This window comes from Cellulomonas sp. S1-8 (assembly GCF_026184235.1).
GTDB lineage: Bacteria > Actinomycetota > Actinomycetes > Actinomycetales > Cellulomonadaceae > Cellulomonas.
This window is the reverse complement of the sequence record NZ_CP110806.1, coordinates 3135907-3160396: the sequence shown is the minus strand read 5'-3', so window position 1 is coordinate 3160396 and position 24490 is coordinate 3135907. Positions and strand designations below refer to the sequence as shown.

The following is a 24490-nucleotide window of genomic DNA, read 5'->3' as shown; positions in this document are numbered from 1 at the left end:
GTCAGCCTGGTGCGGCCGGTCCGCTTCACGCGGGTGCTGCTCGACGTGCTGGACGAGCTCGCGGTCCGCTCAGCGGTGCCGCCCGGTCAGGTCCCAGGCGCGCACGCCGCCGACGATGCCCGCCTGGTTGGGGACCACGACGACGTCGTCGCCCAGCCGGTCGAGCGTCGTGGCGGTGATGCGCCGCGCGTTGCCCCCGCCCAGGTACAGCCGGTCCCAGCGGAACACCGGTCGGAAGCCCTCGACGACCTTGCGCACCCGACGTGACCACAGCGCGTCGCCCAGCCGTGCCCGCTCGGGCTGCCCGACGTACTCGTCGTACGTCGTGCCCCGACGGACCGGGGCGTGCGACATCTCCAGGTGCGGCGCGAGCCGGCCGCCGTCGAACAGCGCGGAGCCCAGCCCCGTCCCGAGCGTGAGCACGAGCTCGAGCCCCGTGCCGGACACGACACCGGCGCCGTGCACCTCGGCGTCGTTCAGCACGAGCGTCGGCACCCCGAGCCGGTCGGTGAGCAGCGCCTCGACGTCGCAGTCGGTCCAGGCCGCGAGCAGCTCCGGCAGGACGGCGCTGCGCGGCCCCGAGCGCGTCACGTAGTGGGGGGTCGCGACGACGACGCCGTGCCGGATCATGCCGGGCACGCCGACCGTCGCCCGCTGCGCCGGGGGCAGGCCCGCGGCGATGGCGACGATCGTGTCGGCGAGCCGCTGCGGTGGTAGCGGGTACGGCGTGGCGACGCGCACCGCGGGGGCGCGCAGGGTGCCCGCGGCGTCGAGGACCGACGCCTTGATGCCGCTGCCGCCGCAGTCGACGGCCAGCGTGTACGGCTCGGACGCGGGGGCCACCGGCCCACGGTAGCCCGGCGGCTACCGTGGGGGCCGTGACCGGCGAGGAGACACGGACCGTGCGGCTGCGGCTGGACCTCGCGTACGACGGCGGGGAGTTCTCCGGGTGGGCCCGTCAGCCGGGACGGCGGACGGTGCAGGGCGTCCTGGAGGACGCCCTGGGCACGGTGCTGCGCAGCGGACCGCGCGGGGAGGCGCCGCCGCGGGTGACGGTCGCCGGCCGGACCGACGCGGGCGTGCACGCCCGGGGGCAGGTCGCGCACGTCGACGTCGGGGCGGGCGCGCTGACGGCCGCCCGCGGACGTGCGGACCGCGCGGAGGTCGACGTGCTGACGACGCGCCTGGCGGGAGTGCTGCCAGGCGACCTCGTCGTCCGGGCCGTCCGGCATGCACCGGACGGCTTCGACGCCCGCTTCTCGGCGCTGCGCCGGCGGTACGCCTACCGCGTGTGCGACGCGGACGCGGCCCGGGACCCGCTGCGCCGCGGGTGGGTGCTGGGCCACCGCCGCCCGCTCGACGTCGCCGCGATGGACGCCGCCGCGGGCACCCTCGTCGGCCGCCACGACTTCGCGGCCTACTGCCGGCCGCGCCCGGACGCGACGACGATCCGCACGCTCGAGGAGTTCGGCTGGTCGCGCCCGACGGACGGGCCGGACGCGGGACTCGTGGTCGCGCACGTCCAGGCCGACGCGTTCTGCCACTCGATGGTGCGTGCGCTCGTCGGCGCGAGCCTCGCCGTGGGGGAGGGGCGACGGCCGGCGACCTGGCCGCGCGCGCTGCTCGACGCCCGGCGCCGCGAGGGCGGCGCCACGGTCGTCGCGCCCCACGGCCTGACGCTCGAGGAGGTCGGCTACCCGCCGGACGACGAGCTGGCGCGCCGCGCGGAGCAGACGCGCGCCCGGCGCAGCGCCCACGACGTCGAGCCGCCCGCGACGCCGGGGTGCTGCGGCTGAGCCCGGTCAGTCGTCGTCGTCCTCCGCGTCGACGTACTCCTCCTCGATGAGGTGCACCGCGGCCTCCTCGGCGCTCGCGGCGCCACCGCCGATGCCGGCGTCGACCGCGAAGGCGTCGTTGGGACCCGCCTCGACCGCGTCGTCGTCGGCCACCAGGCGCCCGGCGCGCAGCTCCTCGCGGTCGCCCGACGGCGTCGGCGTCCGCTCCCACACCTCGGGCTCCTCCTCGGCCAGGCGCCGGTCCAGCGGCTCGCCGTGGACCTCCTCCCAGGCTGTCTCGCCCCAGTGGTTGCTCCGGTCGCGCTCGGGCACCGTGTAGCCCTCGTCGAGCAGGTCGTCGACGCCGCGGTCCACCAGGGTGTCCTCGCGGGGCAGCTGGTCGGCGTCGCCCTCGGAGCCGAGGGCCGGGTCGGTGCGGGTGGCGGGGGTGTCGTCGCTCATGGCACGAGCCAAGCACCGGGTCGGCGCGGACGCCACACCACGGCGCCGGGCAATGCGCTTCGGCGGGCGGCGCCGTGGCCCGACACTGGTGCCATGGGTCATCTCGACGTCGGCGCGATCGGCTACACGCTCCCGGACGGCAGGCCGCTGCTGTCGGAGGTCACGTTCCGCGTCGGCGACGGTGCGCGGGTGGCGCTCGTGGGTCCCAACGGCGTCGGCAAGTCGACGCTGCTGCGCATCGTCACCGGCGACACCGCCCCGCACGCGGGCTCCGTGCAGCGCAGCGGCGGGCTGGGCGTCATGCGGCAGGACGTCGGCCGCATCGACGACGACCGCAGCGTGCGCGACCTGCTCGCGGACCTCGCGCCGCCGGCCGTGCGGGCCGCGGCGGCGGAGCTGTCGTCGGCGGAGCTGGCGATGATGGAGGTCGACGACGAGCCGACGCAGCTGCGGTACGCGCAGGCGCTCGCCGACTGGGCCGACGTCGGGGGGTACGAGGCCGAGGCCGGCTGGGACCGGGTGACCGACGCGGTGCTGTCGTTGCCGTTCGAGCGTGCGCAGCACCGGTACGTGCGGACCCTGTCGGGCGGGGAGCAGAAGCGGCTCGTCCTCGAGGCCCTGCTGCGCGGCCCGGACGAGGTGCTGCTGCTCGACGAGCCCGACAACGCGCTCGACGTCCCCACCAAGCGCTGGCTCGAGGACCGGCTCGTCGCGAGCGGGCGCACGGTGCTGTTCGTCAGCCACGACCGTGAGCTGCTCGCGCGCGTCGCCACCCACGTCGCGACGCTGGAGCCGACGGCCGTCGGCGCGCGTGTCTGGGTGCACGGCGGCGGGTTCGCCACCTACGCGCAGGCCCGCGCGGACCGCCGCGCGCGTCTCGAGGAGCTGCTGCGGCGCTGGGACGAGGAGCATGCCCAGCTGCGGGAGCTGGTCGTGACGCTCAAGCAGAAGGCCACGTTCAACGACGGGCTCGCGTCCCGGTACCAGGCCGCCCAGACGCGGCTGCGCAAGTTCGAGGAGGCGGGTCCGCCGACGGTGGTCGCGCGTGACCAGCAGGTCAGCGTCCGGCTCACCGGCGGGCGGACCGCGAAGCGCGCCGTCGTGGCGCGCGACCTGGGGCTCACGGGTCTGATGCAGCCGTTCGACCTCGAGGTCTGGTACGGCGAGCGCGTCGCGGTGCTCGGGGCCAACGGCTCGGGCAAGTCGCACTTCCTGCGCCTGCTCGCGGCGGGCGGCACGGACCCCGAGCACGCGCCGGCGGGCGACGTGCCGGTCGACCCCGTCCCGCACACGGGGTCGGTCGTGCTGGGGTCGCGGGTGCGTCCCGGCTGGTTCGCGCAGAACCACGCGCACCCCGAGCTCGTCGGGCGCACGCTGCTGGACGTCCTGCACCGTGGGGACGGGCACCGCAGGGGACTGGGCCGCGAGGCGGCGAGCCGCGCGCTCGACCGGTACGAGCTCGTCGCCGCGGCCGAGCAGCCGTACGAGACGCTGTCCGGCGGGCAGCAGGCGCGGCTGCAGATCCTGCTGCTCGAGCTCGGTGGGGCCACGCTGCTGCTCCTCGACGAGCCCACCGACAACCTCGACCTGCACTCGGCGGAGGCGCTCGAGACGGGCCTCGCGGCGTTCGACGGCACGGTGCTGGCGGTGACGCACGACCGGTGGTTCACGCGGACGTTCGACCGCTACCTGCTGTTCGCGGCCGACGGCACGGTCGTCGAGACCCCGGAGCCGGTGTGGGACGCGGGGCGGGTGCAGCGGGCGCGCTGAGTCCGCGCTGAGTCCGCGCTGAGTCCGCGCTGAGTCCCTCGTTTGGCTTTGGGGAGGCAGCCCGGTAGTCTGGTGCGTCGTTGTGCGTCCCCTGTCGCGCACCGGTGGCTTCTCACCACCGGGTGCCGATGGCCGTCCTGGTGCGATCCCACTCGCCGGGCGGGATGCTCCGTGCAGACATCCTCGGCCGGTCGCCCCAGTGCGCCCGGCCACGACACGCATCACGAGACAGAGGCACCCGTGCGCACGTACACCCCGAAGCCCGGCGACGTCGAGCGGAACTGGTACGTCATCGACGCGACCGACGTCGTGCTCGGCCGCCTGGCCAGCCACGTGGCCACGCTGCTGCGCGGCAAGCACAAGGCGACCTTCGCTCCCCACGTCGACGGCGGTGACTTCGTCATCATCATCAACGCGGGGAAGGTCGCGCTGACCGGCAACAAGCGTGAGACCAAGCTCGCCTACCGGCACTCCGGCTACCCGGGTGGCCTGCGGGCGACCCGTTACGTCGACCTCCTCGAGAAGCACCCCGAGCGGGCGATCGAGAAGGCCGTCCGCGGCATGCTGCCCCGCACGACGCTCGGCCGTCAGCAGATCAGCAAGCTCAAGGTCTACGCCGGTGCGGAGCACCCGCACTCGGCCCAGCAGCCGAAGACGTTCGAGCTGACCCAGGTGGCGCAGTAAGCCCCCGGCTGCTGCGGCAGACGAACCCAGAACGCGAGGATCCCGTGGCTCAGACCACCGTCGAGATCGAGAACGAGGGCGACGACACGCCCACCAGCTACACCTCCGAGACCGTTGCGCCCACGGGCCGCGGACAGTCCCTCACGGCACCGGCCCAGGCGCTCGGCCGTCGTAAGGAGGCGGTCGCGCGCGTCCGTCTGGTGCCCGGCACCGGCCAGTGGACGATCAACGGCCGCGCCCTCGAGGACTACTTCCCGAACAAGGTGCACCAGCAGCTCGTCAACTCCCCGCTGAAGCTCGTGGACGTCGAGGGCCGTTTCGACGTGCACGCGCGCATCCACGGCGGTGGCGTCTCCGGCCAGGCCGGCGCGCTGCGCCTGGGCATCGCCCGCGCGCTCAACGCGATCGACGAGGAGCACAACCGCGCCGCGCTGAAGAAGGCCGGCTTCCTCACGCGTGACGCGCGTGTGGTCGAGCGCAAGAAGGCGGGCCTGAAGAAGGCCCGCAAGGCGCCGCAGTACTCGAAGCGCTGACCCAGCGCACCGGCCCGATGGCCCCGGTGGTCGACAGACCGCCGGGGCCATCGGCATGCCGGGGCGGCGTCGCGGCACATGCCGCATGACGCCGGAGGGCGGATCATGGACGGCGCCGGCCGCGCATCCCACCGGGGGGCAGGGGCGACCGGCAGGACGAAGGAGCCGATGATGGGTCGACTGTTCGGGACCGACGGGATACGCGGTCTGGCGAATCGCGACGTGACGGCGGAGGTCGCGCTCGACGCGTCCGTCGCCGCGGCGCACGTGCTGGCCACGACGGGAGCGTTCGCCGGCCACCGGCCCAGAGCCGTGGTGGGGCGTGACCCCCGCTCGTCGGGCGAGTTCCTCTCGGCCGCGGTCGCCGCGGGGCTCGCGTCGGCGGGCGTCGACGTCGACAACGTGGGCGTGCTGCCGACGCCGGCCGTCGCCTACCTGACGGCCGCCCGCGGGGTGGACATCGGGGTCGTGCTGTCCGCGTCGCACAACCCGATGCCCGACAACGGCATCAAGTTCCTGGCGCGCGGCGGCCACAAGCTCGACGACGAGCTCGAGGCCGCGATCGAGGCGCGGATGGGCGAGGTGTGGGACCGCCCGCTGGGCGCCGACGTCGGCCGCATCCGCATGGACCTCAGCCTCTCCGGGCAGCAGTACGTCGACCACCTGGTCTCGACCGTCACGACGCGGCTCGAGGGCCTGCGGATCGTCATCGACTGCGCCAACGGTGCGGCGAGCGAGGTCGGGCCGTCCGCGCTGCGCGAGGCGGGCGCCGACGTCGTCGTCATCAACGCCTCGCCCGACGGCCGCAACATCAACGAGGCGTGCGGCTCGACGCACCCCGAGCAGCTCCAGGCCGCCGTGGTCGCGGCCCATGCCGACCTCGGCGTCGCGCTCGACGGTGACGCCGACCGCTGCCTGGCGGTCGACGCGACGGGCACGCTCGTCGACGGCGACCAGATCATGGGGATCCTCGCGATCGCCCTGCACGACCGCGGGGACCTGCCGCACGACACGCTGGTCACCACGGTGATGAGCAACCTCGGCCTGCGGATCGCGATGCGGGACGCGGGCATCGCCACCGTCGAGACGGGTGTCGGCGACCGGTACGTGCTGGAGGCCATGCGCGCCGGCGGGTACGGGCTGGGCGGCGAGCAGTCCGGCCACATCATCCTGGCGGCGCACGCGACCACCGGGGACGGGCTGCTGACGGCCCTGCAGCTCGCCGCCCGCGTCGTCGAGACCGGCCGCACCCTGGCCGACCTCGCCGGCGTGGTGCGTCGGCTGCCGCAGACCCTCGTCAACGTCTCCGGCGTCGACCGCACCCGCACCGACGACGCCGTGCTCGCCGAGGCCGTCGCGCTGGCCGAGAAGGGGCTCGGTGACACCGGCCGCGTGCTGCTGCGCCCGTCGGGCACCGAGGCCCTCGTGCGCGTCATGGTCGAGGCCGCGACGCAGGACGAGGCGGACCGCGTCGCGCACGAGCTCGCCGACGTGGTCCGCACGCGGCTCGCGCTGTGACGCGCGTCGCGCGGGCCTGACGGGTCGGGGCCGGGCATGGACGACGTCGACCGGGTCGTGCGTGACCTCGTGCGCCGCACGCTCGAGGCCGCGCGTGCGGCCGGCCCCGACGCCGTCGCGCCGATCGTGCAGGCCGGGCACCCCGTGCTGCGCACCGTGGCGGCGCCGTACGACGGTCAGCTCGACGGCGACGAGCTGACCGAGCTCCTCGCCCTGATGCGCCGCACGATGCTCGCGGCGCCCGGCGTGGGGCTGGCCGCGCCCCAGATCGGCCTCCCGCTCGCGCTCGCGGTCCTCGAGGACCCGGGCTCCGGTGACGACGAGGTCGCGCTCGCGCGGGAGCGCACCGCGCTGCCGTACCGCGTGCTGGTCAACCCCGCCTACGCGCCTGCGGACGCGGCACCCGCGGCGTTCTACGAGGGCTGCCTGAGCGTGGTCGGCTACCAGGCGGTCGTCGCGCGGGCGCGGTCCGTGCACCTCACGGGACTCGACGAGGCCGGTCGGGCGCTCGACGAGGTGGTGACGGGCTGGTCCGCACGGATCGTCCAGCACGAGACCGACCACCTGCGCGGCACGCTGTACCTCGACCGGGCGCTGCCCCGGTCGTTGTCCGCGACGGACGCCTGGGGGGCACACTGGGGGTCGGAGCCCGACCCGCGCGAGGCCGCGCGGGCCCTGGGCTTCGAGCTACCGGGTACGGCACGACGGGGTGCCGGAGAGGAGCCTCGATGAGGCCGTTCCTGTTCCTGGGGGTGCGTCCCGAGGACGCCCCCGCGGACGACGAGTACGACGCCATGCTGCGCTGCACGGGCCTCGACGAGTCGACGCTGCGCCGCGTGCGGCTCGAGGCGGCACCGCTCGGGGTCGTCGACCTCGACGCGTGGTCGGGGATCGTGGTGGGCGGGGGCCCGTTCTGCGTGAGCGACCCCGAGGACGACAAGTCGGCCGTGCAACGACGCGTCGAGGCAGACCTGTCGCGGCTGCTCGACGCCGTCGTCCCCGCCGACAAGCCGTTCTTCGGCGCCTGCTACGGCATCGGCACCCTGGGACGGCACCAGGGTGGTGTCGTGGACCGCGCCCACCCCGAGCCCGTCGGTGCGGTCACGGTCGAGCTCACGGCGGCGGGGCGTGCCGATCCCGTCCTCGGCGTCGCGCCGCCGCGCTTCGGGGCGTTCGTCGGGCACAAGGAGTCGTTGAGCGTGCTGCCCGCGCACGCCGTCCTGCTGGCGTCCTCGCCGACCGCCCCCGTGCAGGCGTTCCGGGTGGGCCGGCACGTCTACGCGACGCAGTTCCACCCCGAGCTCGACGCCGACGGGCTGGCCACGCGCGTCGAGGCGTACCGGTTCGACGGCTACTTCGACCCCACCGAGGCGGCGGACGTCGTCGCGGCGGCGCGGACGAGCGGCGTGCGCACGGTGCCGCCGGTGCTCCGGGCGTTCGTCGAGCGCCACCTCCACCCCAGGACGGACAGCGGGTCGGGTCGGGGAGTCCTCAGGGACGAGATCGGTGCCGCTCAGGGCTGATTCGGGGGCATTCCCGATGTACGGGCGGGTCCTGCGCACCTAGCGTGGTCACGTCGGCCCCATCGGGGGGTGGGCACGACGAGGGGGGACCACGTGCTCGAGCAGTGGGTACTCGACCTGGCGGCCTCGCCGTGGGTCTTCGCGGCGCTGTTCGGGTTCGCGACGATCGACGGGTTCTTCCCGCCGATCCCCAGCGAGTCCGTCGTGATCGCGCTGGCCTCGCTGTCGACCTCCACCGGGAGCCCCCTGCTGTGGGGCGTCGTCCTGGTCGCCGCGCTCGGTGCGTTCGTCGGCGACCAGATCGCGTACCAGATCGGCACGGTCGTCCGGATCCGTGAGCTGCGGGTGTTCCAGGGTCGCCGGGGTCATGCCCTGCTCGACTGGGCGGAGCGCGCGCTGCTCACGCGCGGCGCTGCCTTCATCATCGCGGCGCGCTACATCCCCGTCGGCCGGGTCGCGGTGAACATGACGGCCGGGGCGCTCGGGTTCCGGCGACGCAGGTTCGTGCTGCTCACCGCCATCGCCGCCCTGAGCTGGGCGCTGTACTCGACGGCGATCGGCATCGGCACCGGTGCCGTGCTGGGGGACTCCCCGCTGGTCGGTGTCGTGGCGGGTGTCGTCGGGGGGTTCGTCATCGGGCTCGGCGTCGACTGGGTCCTGCGGCGGTGGCTGGGGTTCACGGCACGGACCGTGCCCACGGCGGCCACTGTGGCCACGGCGGCCGACGGGACCGCGGCCGACGAGCATGCCCTCGCCGGCGGTGTCCCGGTGGACGCCGCGACGGCCGGCGCCGAGCCGGCGTCCCCGCGGAGCGAGGGCACCGCGGCCTGACGCACCGCGGCCTGACGCACCGCGGCCTGACGCACCGCGGCCTGACGCACCGGGAGTCGAGGTCACGATGACCTCACGATATGGGACGTGTGACAACGATCCGGTATCGACCGTCGGGGTGAGGACGACGACCGCCCGCACGCGTCCTACGCTCGCAGGAGGGCGACGTCGTCGTCGTCCTCCCCGCTGCCCACGCGAGGCCCCCGCCCGACGGGGGTCGGCCGCCGTGCGCCCGGGGTCGGGACGTGGAGCGGGAGGACGACGGTGCAGGCAGCGGGACGCGCAGCGGTGGCGGCCGTCGTCGTCGCGCTCGCGATCGCCGGGTGCGGCCAGGACGCCCCCAGCCCCGCCCGCGTCGCGACCGCCGAGGTCCGCAGCGACGCGAGCTGCCTGGACCCCGACGTGCTCGACGCGCTGGGGCTCGAGCTCGACCCGTCGTTGCGCGCCGACCAGCCCGCCGCCACGACGCGTGGGCTGCCGCCCGTGGGCTTCGTCGCCGACACCGTCCTGCTCTGCGACCGGGGCGAGACGCTGCGGGATTCGGCCGGCCGGTGGTGGGCCGTCACCGCGACGCTCCTCGAGGGCGACCTCGACCCGCTCGTCGGCGTCATGACGGGGACGACGCCCGCCGCGGCCTGCGGCACCGCGATCGCCCCCCAGGTGTGGCTGGTCGACGCCATGGGCGCCGCCGTGCTGCTGCCGCGCGACGCGACCTGCGCGGACGACGACGTGGCCGCCGCGCTCGCGGACCTCGCCGTGGTCGACCGCATGGAGCACCCGGTCGCGCTCGCCCAGTCCGTGAACGCCGACGCCCCGGCGCCCTGAGGCGCCGACGCGTCAGATCTTGCGCAGCCGCACGCGCTGCACCGCGTGGTCGGGCCCCTTGGTCAGCACCAGGGTCGCCCGGCTGCGCGTCGGCAGGATGTTCTCCTCGAGATTCGGGGCGTTGATGCTCTCCCAGATGCTCTCCGCCCGGGCGACCGCCTCGTCGTCCGTGAGGGACGCGTAGCGGCGGAAGTACGACTCCGGCCGGGCGAACGCGGTGGCCCGCAACGACAGGAACCGGTCGACGTACCACTGCTTGACGTCGGCCGTCCGGGCGTCGACGTAGATCGAGAAGTCGAAGAAGTCGCTCAGCGCCAGGTTGGACGTCCCCTCGAGCGTGGGGCGGGCCGGCTGGAGCACGTTGAGGCCCTCGACGATCAGGACGTCGGGCTGCCGCACCACGAGCTCGGCGCCCGGCACGATGTCGTACGTGAGGTGGTCGTAGACCGGCACCGCGACCTCGCGGCGCCCCGCCTTCACCTTGGACACGAAGCGCAGCAGCGCGCGCCGGTCGTACGACTCGGGGAAGCCCTTGCGCTGCAGCAGGCCGCGCCGCTCGAGCTCGGCGTTGGGGTGCAGGAACCCGTCGGTGGTCACCAGCTCGACCCGGGGCGTCGCCGGCCAGCGCGCCATCAGCTCGCGCAGCAGGCGGGCCGTCGTCGACTTGCCCACCGCCACCGAGCCGGCCACGCCGATGACGAACGGCGTGCGGCCGACGTCCTCCCGCAGGAACGTGCTCGTCGCCACGTGCAGGCCCTGCGTGGCCTGGATGTACAGGTCGAGCAGGCGGGACAGGGGGCGGTAGATCGCGTCGACCTCCGCCAGGTCGATCGGGTCGTCGATGCCGCGCAGCCGGGTGACGTCAGCATCGGTCAGCGGCATGGGGGTCGAGGCGGACAGCCGCGTCCAGGCGTCGCGGTCGAGATCGACGTAGGGCGTGGCGGGGACCAGGGACGGCACCCGACGATTGTTCCGCATCACGCGCGGTGCGCCGTGCCGAGCGCGCCGGGATGCGCGACGGCCCTCCGGGTTCCCCCGTTAGGATCGATCGCATGTGCGGAATCGTCGGGTACGTCGGCAGTGCTGGGCCGAGCGAGCGTCCGCTGGACGTGGTGCTGGAGGGGCTCCGGCGGTTGGAGTACCGGGGGTACGACTCCGCGGGGGTCGCCCTCGTCGTGCCGGGGGGCGAGCTCGCCACCGCCAAGAAGGCGGGCAAGCTCGCCAACCTCGTCGAGGAGCTGGCCGCCCACCCGCTGCCGCCGTCGACCGCGGCGATCGGGCACACCCGCTGGGCGACGCACGGCGCTCCGAACGACGCGAACGCGCACCCGCACGTCTCGGGACGCGTCGCCGTGATCCACAACGGCATCGTCGAGAACTTCGCGACCCTCAAGGCCGAGCTGATCTCCGCCGGTGTCGAGTTCCTCTCGGAGACCGACACCGAGGTCGTCGCGCACCTCGTGGCACGGGCGTACGAGGACTCGAAGGACCTCACGGCGGCGCTCGCGTCCGTCGCGCGGCGCCTCGAGGGCACCTTCACGCTGCTGGCCGTGCACGCCGATGTCCCGGACACCGTGGTCGGCGCGCGGCACGACTCGCCGCTCGTCGTGGGCCTCGGTGACGGCGAGAACTTCCTCGGCTCGGACGTCGCGGCGTTCATCGGCTCGACCCGCGAGGCCCTCGAGCTCGGTCAGGACCAGGTCGTGACGATCACGCCGACGACGGTCACGGTGACGGACCTGGCCGGCACCCCCGTGCAGGCCAAGCCGTTCACGGTGGACTGGGACACCAAGGCCGCCGAGAAGGGCGGTTTCCGGTCCTTCATGGACAAGGAGATCCACGACCAGCCGCAGGCCGTCGCGGACACGCTCCTGGGCCGGCTCGACCTGTCGGGCAAGCTGGTGCTCGACGAGATGCGCATCGAGGAGTCGGTGCTGCGCTCGGTCGACAAGATCGTCGTCGTCGCGTGCGGCACCGCCGCCTACGCGGGGCACGTCGCCAAGTACGCGATCGAGCACTGGTGCCGGATCCCCGTCGAGGTCGAGCTCGCGCACGAGTTCCGCTACCGGGACCCGGTCGTCGACGGCCGCACCCTGGTCGTCGCCGTGTCGCAGTCGGGCGAGACGATGGACACGCTCATGGCCGTCCGCCACGCGCGTGAGCAGGGGGCGACGACGCTCGCGATCGTCAACACGCACGGGTCGACCATCCCGCGGGAGTCCGACGCGGTCCTGTACACGCACGCGGGGCCGGAGATCGCGGTCGCGTCGACCAAGGCGTTCCTCGCGCAGATCACGGCCGCCTACCTGCTGGGCCTGTACCTGGCGCAGCTGCGGGGCAACAAGTTCCCGGACGAGATCGCGGCGACGCTCGACGACCTGCGCGAGATGCCCGGCAAGATCCAGGAGGTGCTCGACCGGTCCGACCGCGTGCGCGAGATCGCGCGGTGGATGGTGGAGACGCCGTCGGTGCTGTTCCTCGGCCGGCACGTCGGCTTCCCGGTGGCGCTCGAGGGTGCGCTCAAGCTCAAGGAGCTCGCGTACATCCACGCCGAGGGCTTCGCGGCCGGCGAGCTCAAGCACGGCCCGATCGCCCTGATCGAGCCCGGGCAGCCGGTCTTCGTCATCGTGCCGTCACCGCGTGGCCGCGACTCGCTGCACTCCAAGGTCGTCTCGAACATCCAGGAGATCCGGGCGCGCGGCGCGCGGACGCTCGTGGTGGCCGAGGACGGTGACGACGCCGTGGTGCCGTACGCCGACGAGGTCTTCTTCGTCCCGCAGACCTCGACGCTGCTGGCGCCGCTGCTCACCGTCGTGCCGCTGCAGGTCTTCGCCTCGGAGCTCGCGCACGCCAAGGGCCTCGACGTGGACCAGCCGCGCAACCTGGCGAAGTCCGTCACGGTCGAGTGAGCGGGACCCCGTGGTCGTGACCCCGTGATCGTCGGCGTCGGCATCGACGTCGTCGACGTCGCGCGGTTCATGGCGACGATCGAGCGGGTCCCCGCGCTGCGGGTCCGTCTCTTCACGCCCGACGAGCGGGAGCTGCCCGACGCGTCGCTCGCCGCGCGGTTCGCCGCGAAGGAGGCGATCGCCAAGGCGCTGGGTGCACCCTCCGGCATGAGCTGGCAGCACGCCACGGTGCGACGCGTGCCCGGCACCCCGCCGGTCGTGGAGGTCGTCGGCACGGTCCGGGCGCGCGCGGACGAGCTGGGCGTCGACCGGTTCCACCTGTCGATCTCGCACGACGCGGGCATCGCGTCGGCCGTCGTCATCGCCGAACGCGACACCTGACCGCCGCAGGACCGGACTGCTCTCTCACCCAGGGGTGAGAGAGCAGTCCAGCACCACGGTCCCGGCCGTCAGCGGAGGTGGGGGACGACCTCGCGGGCGAAGAGCTCGATGCCCGTGCGGTCGTAGGCCGCCTCGGCGAAGTACGTGATCGCGTACGTCATGCCCAGGCCCTGCAGCTCGCGCAGCTTCTCGACGATCTGGTCCGGCGTGCCGACGAGGGGGCCGTGGCGGAACTCCTCGGCGACACCGGGCGCCTTGTCCGGCACGGTGTTCGCGTAGTGCTCCTCGACCCAGGCGATGCGGTCGTCGACCTCGGCCTGCGTCGACCCGATGACGACGTTGTAGTTGGCCGACCGCGTGATCTCGTCGAACGGACGACCGATGGCCTCGCAGTGCCCGCGCAGCACCTCGGACTTGTGCGCGAAGCCCTCGGGGGAGCCGTCGAAGTTCGTGTACTGCGCGTGCTCGGCGGCGATCCGCAGCGTCTTCTTCTCGCCCCCGCCCGCGATCCACAGCGGCGGGCCGTCGACCTGCAGCGGCAGCGGCGAGAGCTGCGCACCGTCGACCTGGTAGTAGGTGCCGTCCAGCGTCGCCGTGCCGTTGGTCCACATCTGCTTGAAGATCTGCACGCCCTCGTCGAGCATCGCGATGCGCTCGCCGGCGCGCGGGAACCCGTAGCCGTACGCGCGCCACTCGTGCTCGTACCAGCCGGCGCCGATGCCCATCTCGACGCGGCCGCCGGAGATGACGTCGGCCGTCGTCGCGACCTTCGCGAGGTAGGCGGGGTTGCGGTACGCCATGCACGTGCACATCTGGCCGAGGCGGACGCGGGACGTGGACGCCGCGAACGCGCTGATCAGGCTCCACGCCTCGTGCGTGGCCTCACCGTTCGGCTCGGGCACGGCGTGGAAGTGGTCGTACACCCAGATGGACTCGAAGACGTCGCCGTCGTCGGCCCACTGCGCGAGGCCGTGCATGACCTTCCAGTGGTCGCGGGCCTCGATGCCCGTGAGGTCCTGCCGCCAGCCCTGGGGGATGAAGAGTCCGAATCGCATGCTCGCCACGGTACCGGCGCTCGCACCGCGGCGGCGGTCGGGACAGGATGGGCGCGTGCTGCACTCCTGGGACGCCGACGCCGTGCGCGCGGCGGAGGCCCCGCTCCTGGCCTCCGGGGCGCCGTTGATGGCGCACGCGGCGTTCGGGCTCGCCGGGCACGTCCAGCGGGTCCTGCGGGACGCGCGCGGTCGCGTGGCGGGTGCGCACGCCGTGCTGCTCGTCGGTCCGGGCAACAACGGCGGCGACACGCTGCACGCGGGGGCGCTGCTCGCCCGGCGCGGCGTCGCCGTGACGGCCGTGCTGGCGTCGGGGCGCGTGCACGCCGCGGGGCTCGTGGCGCTGCGGTCGGCGCACGGCCGCGTCCTGGCCCTCGACGCCGGCTCGGCGGCCGACGGCTCGGCGGCCGACGGCTCGGCGGCCGACGGCTCGGTGTCCGACGCCCCGGTGACCGACGCCGTGCGCGCTGCGCTGCGCGCCGCGGACGTCGTGCTCGACGGGCTGCTCGGGCTCGGCGGACGCGGCGGTGTGCGCGGTCCGGGCGCGTGGCTCGTGGCGGCGGTCGTGGCGACGGTGCCACGCCCGCTGGTCGTCGCGGTCGACGTGCCGTCGGGCGTCGGCGTGGACGACGGGACGCGCGCGGGGCCCGTGCTCGACGCGGACCTCACGGTGACGTTCGGCGCGTACAAGCCGGCGCTGCTGCTGCCGCCCGCGGCCGCGGCCGCCGGTCGCGTCGTGCTCGTCGGGCTCGGGCTGCGGCTCGACCTCGCCCCCACGGCGTCGCGGCTCGAGGCGGCCGACGCCGCGGCGCTGTGGCCCGTGCCCGCCCGCGCCGCGCAGAAGTACGGCCGCGGCGTGCTCGGCGTGGTCGCCGGGTCCGCCCGGTACCCCGGGGCGGCGGTCCTGGCGGCGGCGGGCGCGGTGCGCGCGGGCGTCGGCATGGTCCGGTACGTCGGGTCGGCCGGCCCGCAGGTCATCGCGGCCCACCCCGAGGTCGTCGTGGGGGACGGACGCGTGCGGGCCTGGGTCGTGGGACCGGGGGTTGCCCCCGACGACGGCCCCCAGCGCGCGCGCGTGCACGGCGCGCTGACGCACGCGCTGCGGCACGACGAGCCGGTCGTCGTCGACGCGGGCGCGCTGGAGCTGCTGCCGGACCGCGTGCCGCCGCACGTCGTCCTGACGCCGCACGCCGGCGAGCTCGCGGCGCTGCTGGCCGCCCGCGGGGAGCACGTCGGACGCGCGGACGTCGAGGCGGCGCCGCTCGCGCACGCCCGCCGCGCGCACGAGCTGACGGGGGCGACGGTCCTGCTCAAGGGTGAGGTCACCGTCGTCGTCGGCCCGCAGGGTGTCGCGTACGCGCAGGCCGACGGGCCCGCGTGGCTGGCGACCGCGGGCGCGGGCGACGTGCTCGCGGGCGTGCTCGGCGCGCTGCTCGCCGGCCGGTCGGACGCCGCCGTGGCCGACCCCACGTCCTCTGCGGCGTTCGCCGCCGCGGCCGCCCTGGTGCACGGCCTCGCCGCCCACCACGCGAACCCCGGCGGGCCCGTGTCGGCGACGTCCGTCGCGGACGCGCTGCCCGCCGTGGTCGCCGGGCTGCTGCGCGCATGAGCGACGGCACGCCCACCGCCGTGCTCGCGGACGCGCTCGTCGCCCGCGTGCAGTCCCTCCTCGCGACCGGGGGACGGTCCGTGCTGGGGATCGCCGGCCCGCCCGGCGCCGGCAAGTCCACGCTCGCGGCGCAGGTCGCGGCCGCCTTCGGTGACGCGTGCGTCGTCGTGCCCATGGACGGGTTCCACCTGGCGCAGGCCGAGCTCGAGCGGCTCGGCCGCGCCGACCGCAAGGGCGCCCCGGACACGTTCGACGCCGACGGGTACGTCGCGCTGCTGCGCCGGCTGCGGGCCCCGGAGCCCGGGCGCGTCGTGTACGCGCCGGTGTACCGGCGCGACCTGCGCAACCCGGTCGCGGGCGCGGTGGCGGTCCCGGGCGACGTGCCGCTGGTCGTCACCGAGGGCAACTACCTGCTGCTCGACGCGCACGGGTTCGCCCCGGTCGTCGGGCTGCTCGACGAGGCGTGGTTCGTCGCGCCCGACGACGACGTGCGGCTCGCCCGGCTGGTCGCCCGCCACGAGACGTTCGGCAAGCCGCCCGCGGCGGCGCTCGCGTGGTCCACGGGTCCGGATGCGGCCAACGCCCGCCTCGTCGCACCGACCGCGGCGCGCGCGGACGTCGTCGTGGGACCAGCGCTGCTGGGGTGAGGTGCCCGCCCCGCGGCGCCGCCCCCCGCACGCGCCGGGGAGCGCGAGGCACGGCGCGCACGGTGAGAGACTGGCGGGCGTGAACGACTTCCCGGCGCGCGCGGTGGTCGACCTGGGCGCGGTGCGCGGCAACGTCCGCGCGCTCGCCGCCCACGCCCCGACAGCGCAGGTCATGGCCGTGGTGAAGGCCGACGCGTACGGGCACGGCCTCGTCCCCAGCGCCCTCGCCGCGCTCGAGGGCGGGGCGACGTGGCTCGGCGCCGCGCAGGTCGGCGAGGCGCTGGCGCTGCGTCGCGCGGGCGTCACGGGCGCGCGGGTCCTGGCGTGGCTGTACGCGCCCGGCGCACCGCTGCGGGAGGCGGTCGAGGCGGACGTCGACGTGTCCGTCGCGGCGCGCTGGGCGCTCGACGACGTCGTCACGGCGGCCCGCGCGGCGGGCCGGACCGCACGCGTGCACCTCAAGGTCGACACGGGCCTGGGGCGCAACGGCCTGTCGATCGGTCAGCTGCCCGACGTGCTCGCCGCGGCCCTCGCTGCCGAGGCGGAGGGCGTGGTGCGCGTCGTCGGCCTGTGGTCGCACCTCGCGTTCGCGGACGCGCCGGAGCACCCGGCGGTGCGGCAGCAGGCCGAGGTCTTCGCCGCGGCCGTCAGGGCCGTCGAGGCGGCGGGCGCGCGGCTCGAGGTCCGCCACCTCGCCAACTCGGCAGCGACGCTGACGTCGCCCGCGCTGCACTGGGACCTCGTGCGTCCCGGCATCGCGGTGTACGGGCTGTCACCGGTGCCGCACCTGGGCGGGTCCGACCGGTTCGGGCTGGTGCCCGCGATGACGCTGGAGGCGCAGCTCGCGACGGTCAAGCCCGTGCCCGCCGGGTCGGGGGTGTCGTACGGCCACGAGTACGTCGTGCCGCAGGACACGGTGCTCGGCGTCGTGCCGGTGGGCTACGCGGACGGGGTCCCGCGGCACGCGTCCGGCACGGCCGAGCGCTGGGGCGGGCCGGTGCAGGTCGGGGGCCGCAGGCTCGGCGTCGCGGGACGCGTGTGCATGGACCAGGTCGTGCTCGACCTCGGCCCGGACGCGCGCGAGGTCGCCGGGGACCGCGTCGTCCTGTGGGGCGACGGCCGCGACGGGGGCCCGACCGCGCAGGACTGGGCCGAGGTCGCGGGGACGATCTCCTACGAGATCGTCACGCGGCTCGGGGCGCGGGTGCCGCGCACCTACGTCGACAGCGAGCGCGACGGCACGTCCACCGCCTCGCTCGCGGCCACCCGCGGGGGCGCCTGGTGACCGCGCAGGTGCGCCTCCCGGACGCCGACGCCACCCGCGCGTGGGGCCGCGCCCTGGCGGCCGTGCTGCGCCCGGGTGACCTCGTGGTGCTCACCGGCGGGCTCGGTGCCGGCAAGACGACCCTCACGCAGGGCCTCGGCGAGGGTCTGGGCGTGCGGGGGCAGGTGGCGTCGCCGACGTTCGTCATCGCGCGCGAGCACCCGGCGCTGCCGCGTCCCGACGGCTCGCGCGGGCCCGCGCTGGTGCACGTCGACGCGTACCGGCTCGGCTCGTTCGACGAGGTCGAGGCGCTCGACCTGGAGTCGGCGCTCGACGAGGCCGTGACGGTCGTCGAGTGGGGTGCGGGCTGGGTCGAGGGCCTGAGCGACGACCGCCTCGAGCTCGCGCTGCAGCGGCCGCACGGCGGTGTCGACGACGACGTCGAGGACGCCGCGGCAGGGGAGCGGGTGCTGACCGTGCGGGGCGTGGGGGAGCGCTGGGCGGGCGTCGCGCTGCCGGGCACGCACGACGAGGAGGACGACCGGTGAGGTACCTGGGGATCGACACGTCGGGTGCGGTCACGGCGTGCCTCGCGACGCTCGACGGCGACGCGCTGACCGCCCACGTCGAGAGGTCCGACGAGCCACGACGGCACGCCGAGCACCTCGCGCCGATGATCGAGCGGGCGCTCGCCGCGCAGGGTGTGGACCGCACCGAGGTGCGCGGCATCGCCGTCGGCACGGGACCGGCGCCGTTCACGGGGCTGCGCGCGGGTCTGGTGACCGCGCGGGTGCTGGGCCTGGCGCTCGGGGTACCCGTGTGGGGGGTGCCCAGCCTCGACGCGCTCGCGGCGGCCGCCGCGGGGCTCGGGCACGCGGCGTCCGGGTCGCCCGTGCTGCCCGACGGCACGCCGCTGCTCGTCGTCACCGACGCGCGCCGCCGCGAGGTGTACTGGGCGCGGTACGAGACGCGGGGCGGTGTCGCAGTCCCGACCGCGGCCCCCGGCGTCGCCGCGCCCGCGGACGTGCCGCGCACGACGGCCGACGTGGTGCTCGGCGCGGGGCGGGACCTGTTCCCGGACGCCTTCGGGCTGCTCGACGGTCGGCTCACGGAGCACGAGGCCCTGCTGCGGCACCCGGACCCGACGTGGCTCGTGCGGCTCGCGCTGAGGCGTGCCGCGGCCGGTGCGCCGCAGCCCACCGACCCGCTGTACCTGCGCCGCCCCGACGCCGTGCCGTCCGCGGGCGCCAAGCGGGTGCTCGCATGAGCGCGCCGGCCGTCGACGTCGCCGTGCGTCCGCTGGTCGCCGGCGACCTGTCGGCGCTCGACCGCATGGAGCGCACGCTCTTCGGCATCAGCGCGTGGTCGCGGCAGATGCTCGCCGACGAGCTCGTCGGGCCGGGCCGCACGTACGTGGGGGCCGAGCTGCCGGGCGGGTCGCTCGTCGGGTACGCCGGGCTGTGGTTCGACGGTCGGGACGCGCAGGTCATGACCGTGGCCACGGACCCCGGCTACCAGGGGCGCGGCATCGCGCGCCGGATGCTCGTCACGCTCCTCGAGCGTGCGCGCACGCTGCGTGCGGAGTCCGTGCTGCTGGAGGTGCGGGTCGACAACGCCTCGGCGATCCACCTGTACGAGAGCCTGGGTTTCACGCAGCTGGGGCGTCGCCGCGGCTACTACCAGCCCGAGAACGTCGACGCGTGGACCATGCAGCTGCTGCTGCCGCGGCCCGCCGGCGCGGAGGGGGAGCGGTGAGCGCGCAGGACGCGACGCGTCGACGGGTCCTCGTCGACGCCGACGAGCTGGCGCGGCTGCTCGACGACGAGCCGCCGGTGCTGCTCGACGTGCGGTGGGCGCTCGGGCGCTCCGACGGCCACGAGCGCTACCTCGAGGCGCACCTGCCCGGTGCGGTGTACGTCGACCTCGACACCGAGCTCGCGGCACCGGCGTCCCCGGCCGCCGGACGGCACCCGTTGCCCGACGTGGCCGACCTCGAGCGCGCGGCGCGGCGCTGGGGGGTCCGCGAGGGCGGTGCGGTCGTCGTGTACGACGACGCCGGCGGCACGTCGGCCGCGCGCGCGTGGTGGCTGCTGCGGTGGGCGGGGGTGCGCGACGTGCGGATCCTCGACGGCGGGCTGCCCGCCTGGACGGCCGCCGGGTACCCCGGCGAGCCGGGTGAGGTCACGCCCGAGCCGGGCGACGTCGTCCTCGTGCCGGGTGCGCTGCGGACGCTCGACGCGGACGACGCAGCGGCACTGCCCCAGGACGGCGTGCTGCTCGACGCGCGCGCCGCCGAGCGGTACGCGGGGCGCGTCGAACCGGTCGACCCGCGGGCAGGGCACGTGCCCGGCGCGGTCAGCGCGCCGACAGCCGAGAACCTGGGGCCGGACGGCCGGTTCCTGGACGCCGCGGCGCTCACGGCGCGCTTCGCCGCGCTCGGCGTGCCGCTGGGCGACCGTGGCGACCGCGTCGGGGTCTACTGCGGGTCGGGCGTCACCGCCGCGCACGAGATCGCGGCCCTCGCCTCGCTCGGCGTGGACGCGGCGCTGTTCCCGGGGTCCTGGTCGCAGTGGTCGAACGACCCGGAGAGGCCCGTCGCGACCGCCTGAGGGCCATCAGGCCTTGCGGGGACCAGACTTTCGCGGGGATCGGGCCCTCGCGGGGGATCAGGCCTCGCGGGAGACCTGCTCCCACGTGAGCCGCGGGGCGCGGGGACGGTCCGTGCCCTCACCGTCGGGCCAGCCGACGTTGAGCACGGACAGCGCCCGCCAGCCGGTGCCGGCGAAGAACTCGGCGTCGACGCCGGCGGCGTCCATGCCCGTCATCGGTCCGACGCCCAGGCCGGCCGCGCGCAGCCCGACGACGAGGTAACCGGTCTGGAGCCACGCGTTCTCCCGGGCCATGCGCTCGCGCACGTCGGGGACGCCCGCGAGGCTGTCGCCCGCGGTCGGCGTGTGGGGTGCGAGCACGGGCAGGTGCAGGTGGAAGTCGGTGTCCGCGGCGACGACCAGGGTCACCGGTGCGGCCAGCACGCGGTCGCGGTTGAACTCGGCCATGTGGGCCGCGAGGCGCGTCCGGGCCTCGGGGCTGCGGACGACGAGGACGCGCATCGGTCCGGAGTTGTTCGCCGTGGGGCCCCAGCGCACGGTGTCGTGGACGGCCTGCAGGAGGTCGTCGGGCACGGTGTCGTCGACGAACCGGCCCACGGTGCGGGCGCCGTGGAACACGAGGTCCGCGAGGGCGGTGTCGGCGCCGGGCAGCAGCGACGCGGTGGGGTCGATCAGGTCGCTCGTGGTCATGTCCGGAGCAACGTCGTTGCGAACACATCGATACCCCGAGGCAACCGTGACACGCGTCACGTCGGTGCCGCCGCCTATCCTGAGCGGCGTGAGCGCACCCCTCGTCCTCGGGATCGAGACCTCCTGCGACGAGACCGGCGTCGGCCTCGTGCGCGGGTACGACCTGCTCGTCGACGCCGTCGCCAGCTCGGTCGACGAGCACGCGCGCTACGGCGGGATCATCCCCGAGATCGCCGCGCGTGCCCATCTCGAGGCGATGGTCCCCACGATCGAGCGGGCGCTCGCGACCGCGCAGGTCACGTTGGCCGAGGTCGACGCCGTCGCCGTGACGGCCGGGCCCGGGCTCGTCGGACCCCTGACGATCGGGGCCGCCGCCGCCAAGGCGCTCGCCGTGGGGCTCGGCAAGCCGCTGTACGGCGTCAACCACGTGATCGGGCACGCGGTCGTCGACGAGCTCGTCGACGGGCCGTTCCCCGAGCGCGTCATGGCGCTCGTCGTGTCCGGCGGGCACTCCTCGCTGCTGCTGATCGACGACACCGTGAACGTCACCGAGCTCGGCTCGACGCTCGACGACGCGGCGGGGGAGGCGTTCGACAAGGTCGGACGCCTGCTCGGGCTGCCGTACCCCGGCGGGCCGCACATCGACCGGCTCGCGCGCGACGGCGACCCCACGGCGATCCGGTTCCCGCGCGGGCTCACCGCACCCAAGGACCAGGCGAGGCATGCCACGGACTTCTCGTTCTCGGGGCTCAAGACGGCCGTGGCCCGGTGGGTCGAGGCCCGGCAGGACGCCGGCGAGCCCGTCCCGCTCGAGGACGTCGCCGCGTCGTTCGCGGCGGCGGTCGCCGACGTGCTGACGGCCAAGACGATCGCCGCGTGCCGACGTGAGGGCGTCGCGACGCTCGTGGTCGGCGGCGGGTTCTCCGCCAACTCCCAGCTGCGGGACATGGCCGCGGCGCGCTGCGCCGAGGCGGGCATCGAGCTGCGCATCCCGCCGATCCGCTACTGCACCGACAACGGCGCGATGATCGCGGCGCTCGGGTCGGCGGTCGTCCGGCGGGGGATGACGCCGTCCCCGCTGGACCTGCCGGTGGACTCGAGCATGCCGCTCACGCAGGTCCTCGTCTGAGCGGTCGGCGAGCCGCGTCGCCCCGACGCGCGAGTCGTCAGCTGATCGGCGTCCGCGCCCACCGGCGCCAGATGCGGGCGCCGAGGGCGAAGCCCAGCGCACCGAGCACGAGCGAGACCGCGAACGGCTGCCACCCGAGCGTGAACTCCAGCCCGAACATCTCGTCCGAGCTCTCGGCCGTCATCGGGACCCCCAGCCAGGTGAGCTCGACGCGCCCGCCGCCCATCGCCCCCACGGCGTCGATCGCGCCCATCGCCCAGGCGGCCCACATGTAGAGCGGGAGGGCGAACCCGAGGAGCGCGGCCAGGACCGCCCCGTCGTTCCAGCGCGGGCCCGCGCTGCCCAGCGCCTCGAGGTGGTCGGCGGCGACGCGCAACGGGCTGCCGATCTCCCGCAGCGCCGCGTCGACGCCGATCCGCTCGGCGTCGTCGAGCAGCGCCGCCCGCAGGTCCCGGCGGATGCGACGACCCTCGCGCGCGGGGTGGTCCTGCATGGCGAGCGTGAACCGCCACAGCCACCGCCGCAGGCGTGCGCGGTCGCGGAACGCGAGGGGGTGGCGGGCCGTGGTGGTCGACGTGGTGCTCATGAGCGCTCCCCGGGGGTGGTCGGTGCGGCAGCCAGGACGGCCGGCTGCGCGTGGGTGGTGGGCCCGGCGTCGGCGAGCACGCGGCCGGCGACGGCGACGAGAGCCGCCCAGGCGGTGCGTTGGTCGGCGAGCGCGCGCAGCCCGACGTCGCTGGGGCGGTAGTACTTGCGGGCGGGCCCGGACGAGGAGGCGACGAGCCGCGAGGTCAGCAGGCCGTCGCGCTCGAGCCGGGTCAGGACCGGGTAGAGCGTCCCGGTGGACAGTTCCGTCAGCCCGGCGTCCCGCAGGACCGTGACGAGCTCGTACCCGTAGGTCTCGGCGCGGGTGAGCGCCGCGAGGGCGAGCATCGGCAGGACACCCTTGAGGAGCTGGGGGTCGCGGGTCTCGGGCACCGGACTACCGTAGCGCCAGGTACCTGGCAATGCCAAATAGTGGCCCCGAGGCTCGGCAGGTCAAGTCCGGCGGGACTGCTGCCGACACCGTCAGGGTGACCGATCCGTCCGCCGTCGTCCTGGTCGTGGCGGGCCTCGCCCTCCTGTGGGTCGTCGTGCGCGACGTCGGGCCGGTCGCGCGGTGGCGCCTGCGGCGTCGGATGGCCCGGATGCTCGACCCGGCGCTCTCGCCGCAGGACCGCGCCGTGGCACTGCGGCGCCTGCGGGAGCAGATCCCCGTCGCGCGGGCGCCGCTCGGGCTCGCGTCCCTCCCGCGCGGAGCCGACCCCGCCGTGCCCACCGTGCCGGTCCGGGTGGCGCCGCTCGGCGACGGGCGTCCCGGCGAGGCCTTCCTCGCGCCGGGACCGAACGACCCCCGATCGGGTGTGCCCGGTGAGGACGGCGGCCGGACGGACGTCGTGGTGGGGCTGGGGAGCGGTCGTGCGCTGCTCGTCGTCTGCCTCGGCCGTGTCGGGGCGGTCCACCGCGGCGAGCTCGTGGTGGCGGCACCCGACCGGCCACGGCTCTCCCGTGCCCTCGGGGGCGACCGGAGCCTGCACGTCGGCGACGTCGAGCACGCCGAGACCGCGGCCGGGCCGGCGTGGCGCAGCACGTTCGTCGTGGGCAGCAGGCGCGTCACGGACACGCACGTCGACCACGACGGCTGGGCCTTCGTCGTCGGCGTGATGCGCGGCGACGGGGACGACGACGTCGACGGGCTCGCCGACGCCGTCCTGACGACCTGGCAGTGGCTGCCGGACGACCCCGCCGCGGGGCCGCACCCGACGTCGCCGGCGCTGCCGTCCGACCCCTGCCTCGCGACCGTGCCGACGACCGTCCGCGGACCCCAGGGCACCCACGTCGCCGCGTGCCTCCTGCCCGCGCCGCCCACCGCCGTCGACGTCCCGGCGGCCGACGGCACGTGGACGCACCTGTACGTCCGGATCGCCCCGGCGGCGGCGCTCGTCGTCACGTCGGCTGCGACGGCTGACGGACGTGATGCGCGCACCGCGCTCGAGTCGCCGCACGTGCACGCCTACGGACCGCCGGTGCGGCCGGCGGGACCCGTCACGGTGCGGGCGACACCCGCGGGCGAGGTGCTCGTGCGCACCTTCGCGGTCGGTGACCACGTGCTGCGCACGGAGGCTCGGCTCGACCGCGACGGACGGACGTGGGCGTGGACCCTGACGCGCAGGACGCACGACCCGGGCCCGGCGCGTGCCATCGACGGGTTGCTCGCGTCGTGGCGGTGGGCCTGACGC

General features: G+C 75.5%; 27 protein-coding genes. 20 read left to right on the top strand and 7 right to left on the bottom strand.

Going from position 1 to position 24490, the window contains the following annotated elements; translation table 11 throughout:
• Positions 1-69: 69 nt before the first annotated feature.
• Positions 70-843 (bottom strand): ROK family protein, encoded by a 774-nt coding sequence (locus tag OKX07_RS14145; RefSeq protein ID WP_265628718.1) that lies wholly within the window; start codon positions 841-843, stop codon positions 70-72.
• Positions 844-869: 26 nt separating this feature from the next.
• On the opposite strand from OKX07_RS14145, the gene truA reads away from it, so the two are divergent.
• Positions 870-1796: a tRNA pseudouridine(38-40) synthase TruA gene (truA, locus tag OKX07_RS14140; RefSeq protein WP_265628717.1), complete on the top strand. Its 927-nt coding sequence runs from the start codon at positions 870-872 to the stop codon at positions 1794-1796.
• Between the two features lie 6 nt (positions 1797-1802).
• Here the strand turns inward: truA and OKX07_RS14135 are convergent, their stop codons facing one another.
• A complete protein-coding gene (locus OKX07_RS14135) occupies positions 1803-2237 on the bottom strand; it encodes a DUF5709 domain-containing protein (protein WP_265628716.1) in 435 nt (144 codons plus the stop codon).
• Positions 2238-2330: 93 nt separating this feature from the next.
• Here OKX07_RS14135 and OKX07_RS14130 point away from each other — a divergent pair, with 93 nt between their 5' ends.
• From OKX07_RS14130 to OKX07_RS14095, 8 genes are all read left to right on the top strand, one after another.
• Entirely contained in the window at positions 2331-4007 is a 1677-nt protein-coding gene (locus OKX07_RS14130) for an ABC-F family ATP-binding cassette domain-containing protein (protein ID WP_265628715.1), read from the top strand.
• A 240-nt stretch (positions 4008-4247) separates the two neighbouring features.
• Positions 4248-4691 carry a 50S ribosomal protein L13 gene (gene rplM / locus OKX07_RS14125; protein ID WP_265628714.1) on the top strand — a complete coding sequence of 148 codons (444 nt, stop codon included), beginning with the start codon at positions 4248-4250 and terminating at the stop codon, positions 4689-4691.
• Between the two features lie 44 nt (positions 4692-4735).
• Entirely contained in the window at positions 4736-5224 is a 489-nt protein-coding gene (rpsI, locus tag OKX07_RS14120) for a 30S ribosomal protein S9 (protein ID WP_265628713.1), read from the top strand.
• 171 nt (positions 5225-5395) lie between these two features.
• The gene (gene glmM, locus OKX07_RS14115; protein ID WP_265628712.1) at positions 5396-6742 is read left to right on the top strand and encodes a phosphoglucosamine mutase; all 1347 of its coding nucleotides are present in this window, start codon (positions 5396-5398) and stop codon (positions 6740-6742) included.
• Between the two features lie 36 nt (positions 6743-6778).
• Positions 6779-7474, top strand: a complete 696-nt coding sequence (locus OKX07_RS14110) for a peptide deformylase (RefSeq protein WP_265628711.1) — start codon at positions 6779-6781, stop codon at positions 7472-7474.
• The gene (locus tag OKX07_RS14105) at positions 7471-8265 is read left to right on the top strand and encodes a glutamine amidotransferase (protein WP_265628710.1); all 795 of its coding nucleotides are present in this window, start codon (positions 7471-7473) and stop codon (positions 8263-8265) included. Before OKX07_RS14110 ends, OKX07_RS14105 begins: the two co-directional genes overlap by 4 nt.
• 69 nt (positions 8266-8334) lie before the next feature.
• Positions 8335-9096 (top strand): DedA family protein, encoded by a 762-nt coding sequence (locus OKX07_RS14100; RefSeq protein ID WP_265628709.1) that lies wholly within the window; start codon positions 8335-8337, stop codon positions 9094-9096.
• A gap of 264 nt (positions 9097-9360) precedes the next feature.
• Positions 9361-9921: a hypothetical protein gene (locus OKX07_RS14095; protein ID WP_265628708.1), complete on the top strand. Its 561-nt coding sequence runs from the start codon at positions 9361-9363 to the stop codon at positions 9919-9921.
• Between the two features lie 12 nt (positions 9922-9933).
• On the opposite strand, the gene coaA is transcribed toward OKX07_RS14095, so the two are convergent.
• The gene (gene coaA, locus OKX07_RS14090; RefSeq protein ID WP_265628707.1) at positions 9934-10899 is read right to left on the bottom strand and encodes a type I pantothenate kinase; all 966 of its coding nucleotides are present in this window, start codon (positions 10897-10899) and stop codon (positions 9934-9936) included.
• Between the two features lie 74 nt (positions 10900-10973).
• Here coaA and glmS point away from each other — a divergent pair, with 74 nt between their 5' ends.
• Together glmS and OKX07_RS14080 are read left to right on the top strand one after the other, a co-directional pair.
• Positions 10974-12830: a glutamine--fructose-6-phosphate transaminase (isomerizing) gene (glmS, locus tag OKX07_RS14085; protein ID WP_265628706.1), complete on the top strand. Its 1857-nt coding sequence runs from the start codon at positions 10974-10976 to the stop codon at positions 12828-12830.
• A 24-nt stretch (positions 12831-12854) separates the two neighbouring features.
• Positions 12855-13211, top strand: a complete 357-nt coding sequence (locus OKX07_RS14080) for a holo-ACP synthase (protein ID WP_265628705.1) — start codon at positions 12855-12857, stop codon at positions 13209-13211.
• 68 nt (positions 13212-13279) lie between these two features.
• On the opposite strand, the gene OKX07_RS14075 is transcribed toward OKX07_RS14080, so the two are convergent.
• On the bottom strand, positions 13280-14266 hold the full coding sequence (locus OKX07_RS14075) for an LLM class F420-dependent oxidoreductase (protein WP_265628704.1): 987 nt from the start codon (positions 14264-14266) through the stop codon (positions 13280-13282).
• A gap of 55 nt (positions 14267-14321) precedes the next feature.
• On the opposite strand from OKX07_RS14075, the gene OKX07_RS14070 reads away from it, so the two are divergent.
• The 7 genes from OKX07_RS14070 (at position 14322) to OKX07_RS14040 (ending at position 20392) form a co-directional block, all read left to right on the top strand.
• Positions 14322-15872: a bifunctional ADP-dependent NAD(P)H-hydrate dehydratase/NAD(P)H-hydrate epimerase gene (locus tag OKX07_RS14070; RefSeq protein ID WP_265628703.1), complete on the top strand. Its 1551-nt coding sequence runs from the start codon at positions 14322-14324 to the stop codon at positions 15870-15872.
• Positions 15869-16519, top strand: coding sequence for a nucleoside/nucleotide kinase family protein (locus tag OKX07_RS14065; protein ID WP_265628702.1), 651 nt, complete (start codon positions 15869-15871; stop codon positions 16517-16519). Before OKX07_RS14070 ends, OKX07_RS14065 begins: the two co-directional genes overlap by 4 nt.
• A 79-nt stretch (positions 16520-16598) precedes the next feature.
• Complete coding sequence (gene alr / locus OKX07_RS14060) at positions 16599-17804, top strand: alanine racemase (RefSeq protein ID WP_265628701.1); 1206 nt, start codon at positions 16599-16601, stop codon at positions 17802-17804.
• Entirely contained in the window at positions 17801-18331 is a 531-nt protein-coding gene (gene tsaE / locus OKX07_RS14055; RefSeq protein WP_265628700.1) for a tRNA (adenosine(37)-N6)-threonylcarbamoyltransferase complex ATPase subunit type 1 TsaE, read from the top strand. The genes alr and tsaE overlap by 4 nt, the downstream gene beginning before the upstream one ends.
• A complete protein-coding gene (tsaB, locus tag OKX07_RS14050) occupies positions 18328-19050 on the top strand; it encodes a tRNA (adenosine(37)-N6)-threonylcarbamoyltransferase complex dimerization subunit type 1 TsaB (RefSeq protein WP_265628699.1) in 723 nt (240 codons plus the stop codon). The genes tsaE and tsaB overlap by 4 nt, the downstream gene beginning before the upstream one ends.
• Complete coding sequence (rimI, locus tag OKX07_RS14045) at positions 19047-19538, top strand: ribosomal protein S18-alanine N-acetyltransferase (protein ID WP_265628698.1); 492 nt, start codon at positions 19047-19049, stop codon at positions 19536-19538. Before tsaB ends, rimI begins: the two co-directional genes overlap by 4 nt.
• Positions 19535-20392, top strand: coding sequence for a sulfurtransferase (locus OKX07_RS14040; protein ID WP_265628697.1), 858 nt, complete (start codon positions 19535-19537; stop codon positions 20390-20392). Before rimI ends, OKX07_RS14040 begins: the two co-directional genes overlap by 4 nt.
• A gap of 57 nt (positions 20393-20449) precedes the next feature.
• Here the strand turns inward: OKX07_RS14040 and OKX07_RS14035 are convergent, their stop codons facing one another.
• Positions 20450-21082: a malonic semialdehyde reductase gene (locus tag OKX07_RS14035; RefSeq protein ID WP_265628696.1), complete on the bottom strand. Its 633-nt coding sequence runs from the start codon at positions 21080-21082 to the stop codon at positions 20450-20452.
• Positions 21083-21170: 88 nt separating this feature from the next.
• On the opposite strand from OKX07_RS14035, the gene tsaD reads away from it, so the two are divergent.
• Positions 21171-22211 carry a tRNA (adenosine(37)-N6)-threonylcarbamoyltransferase complex transferase subunit TsaD gene (tsaD, locus tag OKX07_RS14030; protein ID WP_265628695.1) on the top strand — a complete coding sequence of 347 codons (1041 nt, stop codon included), beginning with the start codon at positions 21171-21173 and terminating at the stop codon, positions 22209-22211.
• Between the two features lie 37 nt (positions 22212-22248).
• Here tsaD and OKX07_RS14025 read toward each other — a convergent pair whose 3' ends face one another.
• Positions 22249-22797 (bottom strand): hypothetical protein, encoded by a 549-nt coding sequence (locus OKX07_RS14025; RefSeq protein ID WP_265628694.1) that lies wholly within the window; start codon positions 22795-22797, stop codon positions 22249-22251.
• On the bottom strand, positions 22794-23189 hold the full coding sequence (locus OKX07_RS14020) for a PadR family transcriptional regulator (protein WP_265628693.1): 396 nt from the start codon (positions 23187-23189) through the stop codon (positions 22794-22796). The genes OKX07_RS14025 and OKX07_RS14020 overlap by 4 nt, the downstream gene beginning before the upstream one ends.
• 95 nt (positions 23190-23284) lie before the next feature.
• On the opposite strand from OKX07_RS14020, the gene OKX07_RS14015 reads away from it, so the two are divergent.
• Positions 23285-24487: a hypothetical protein gene (locus tag OKX07_RS14015; RefSeq protein ID WP_265628692.1), complete on the top strand. Its 1203-nt coding sequence runs from the start codon at positions 23285-23287 to the stop codon at positions 24485-24487.
• Positions 24488-24490: the final 3 nt, after the last annotated feature.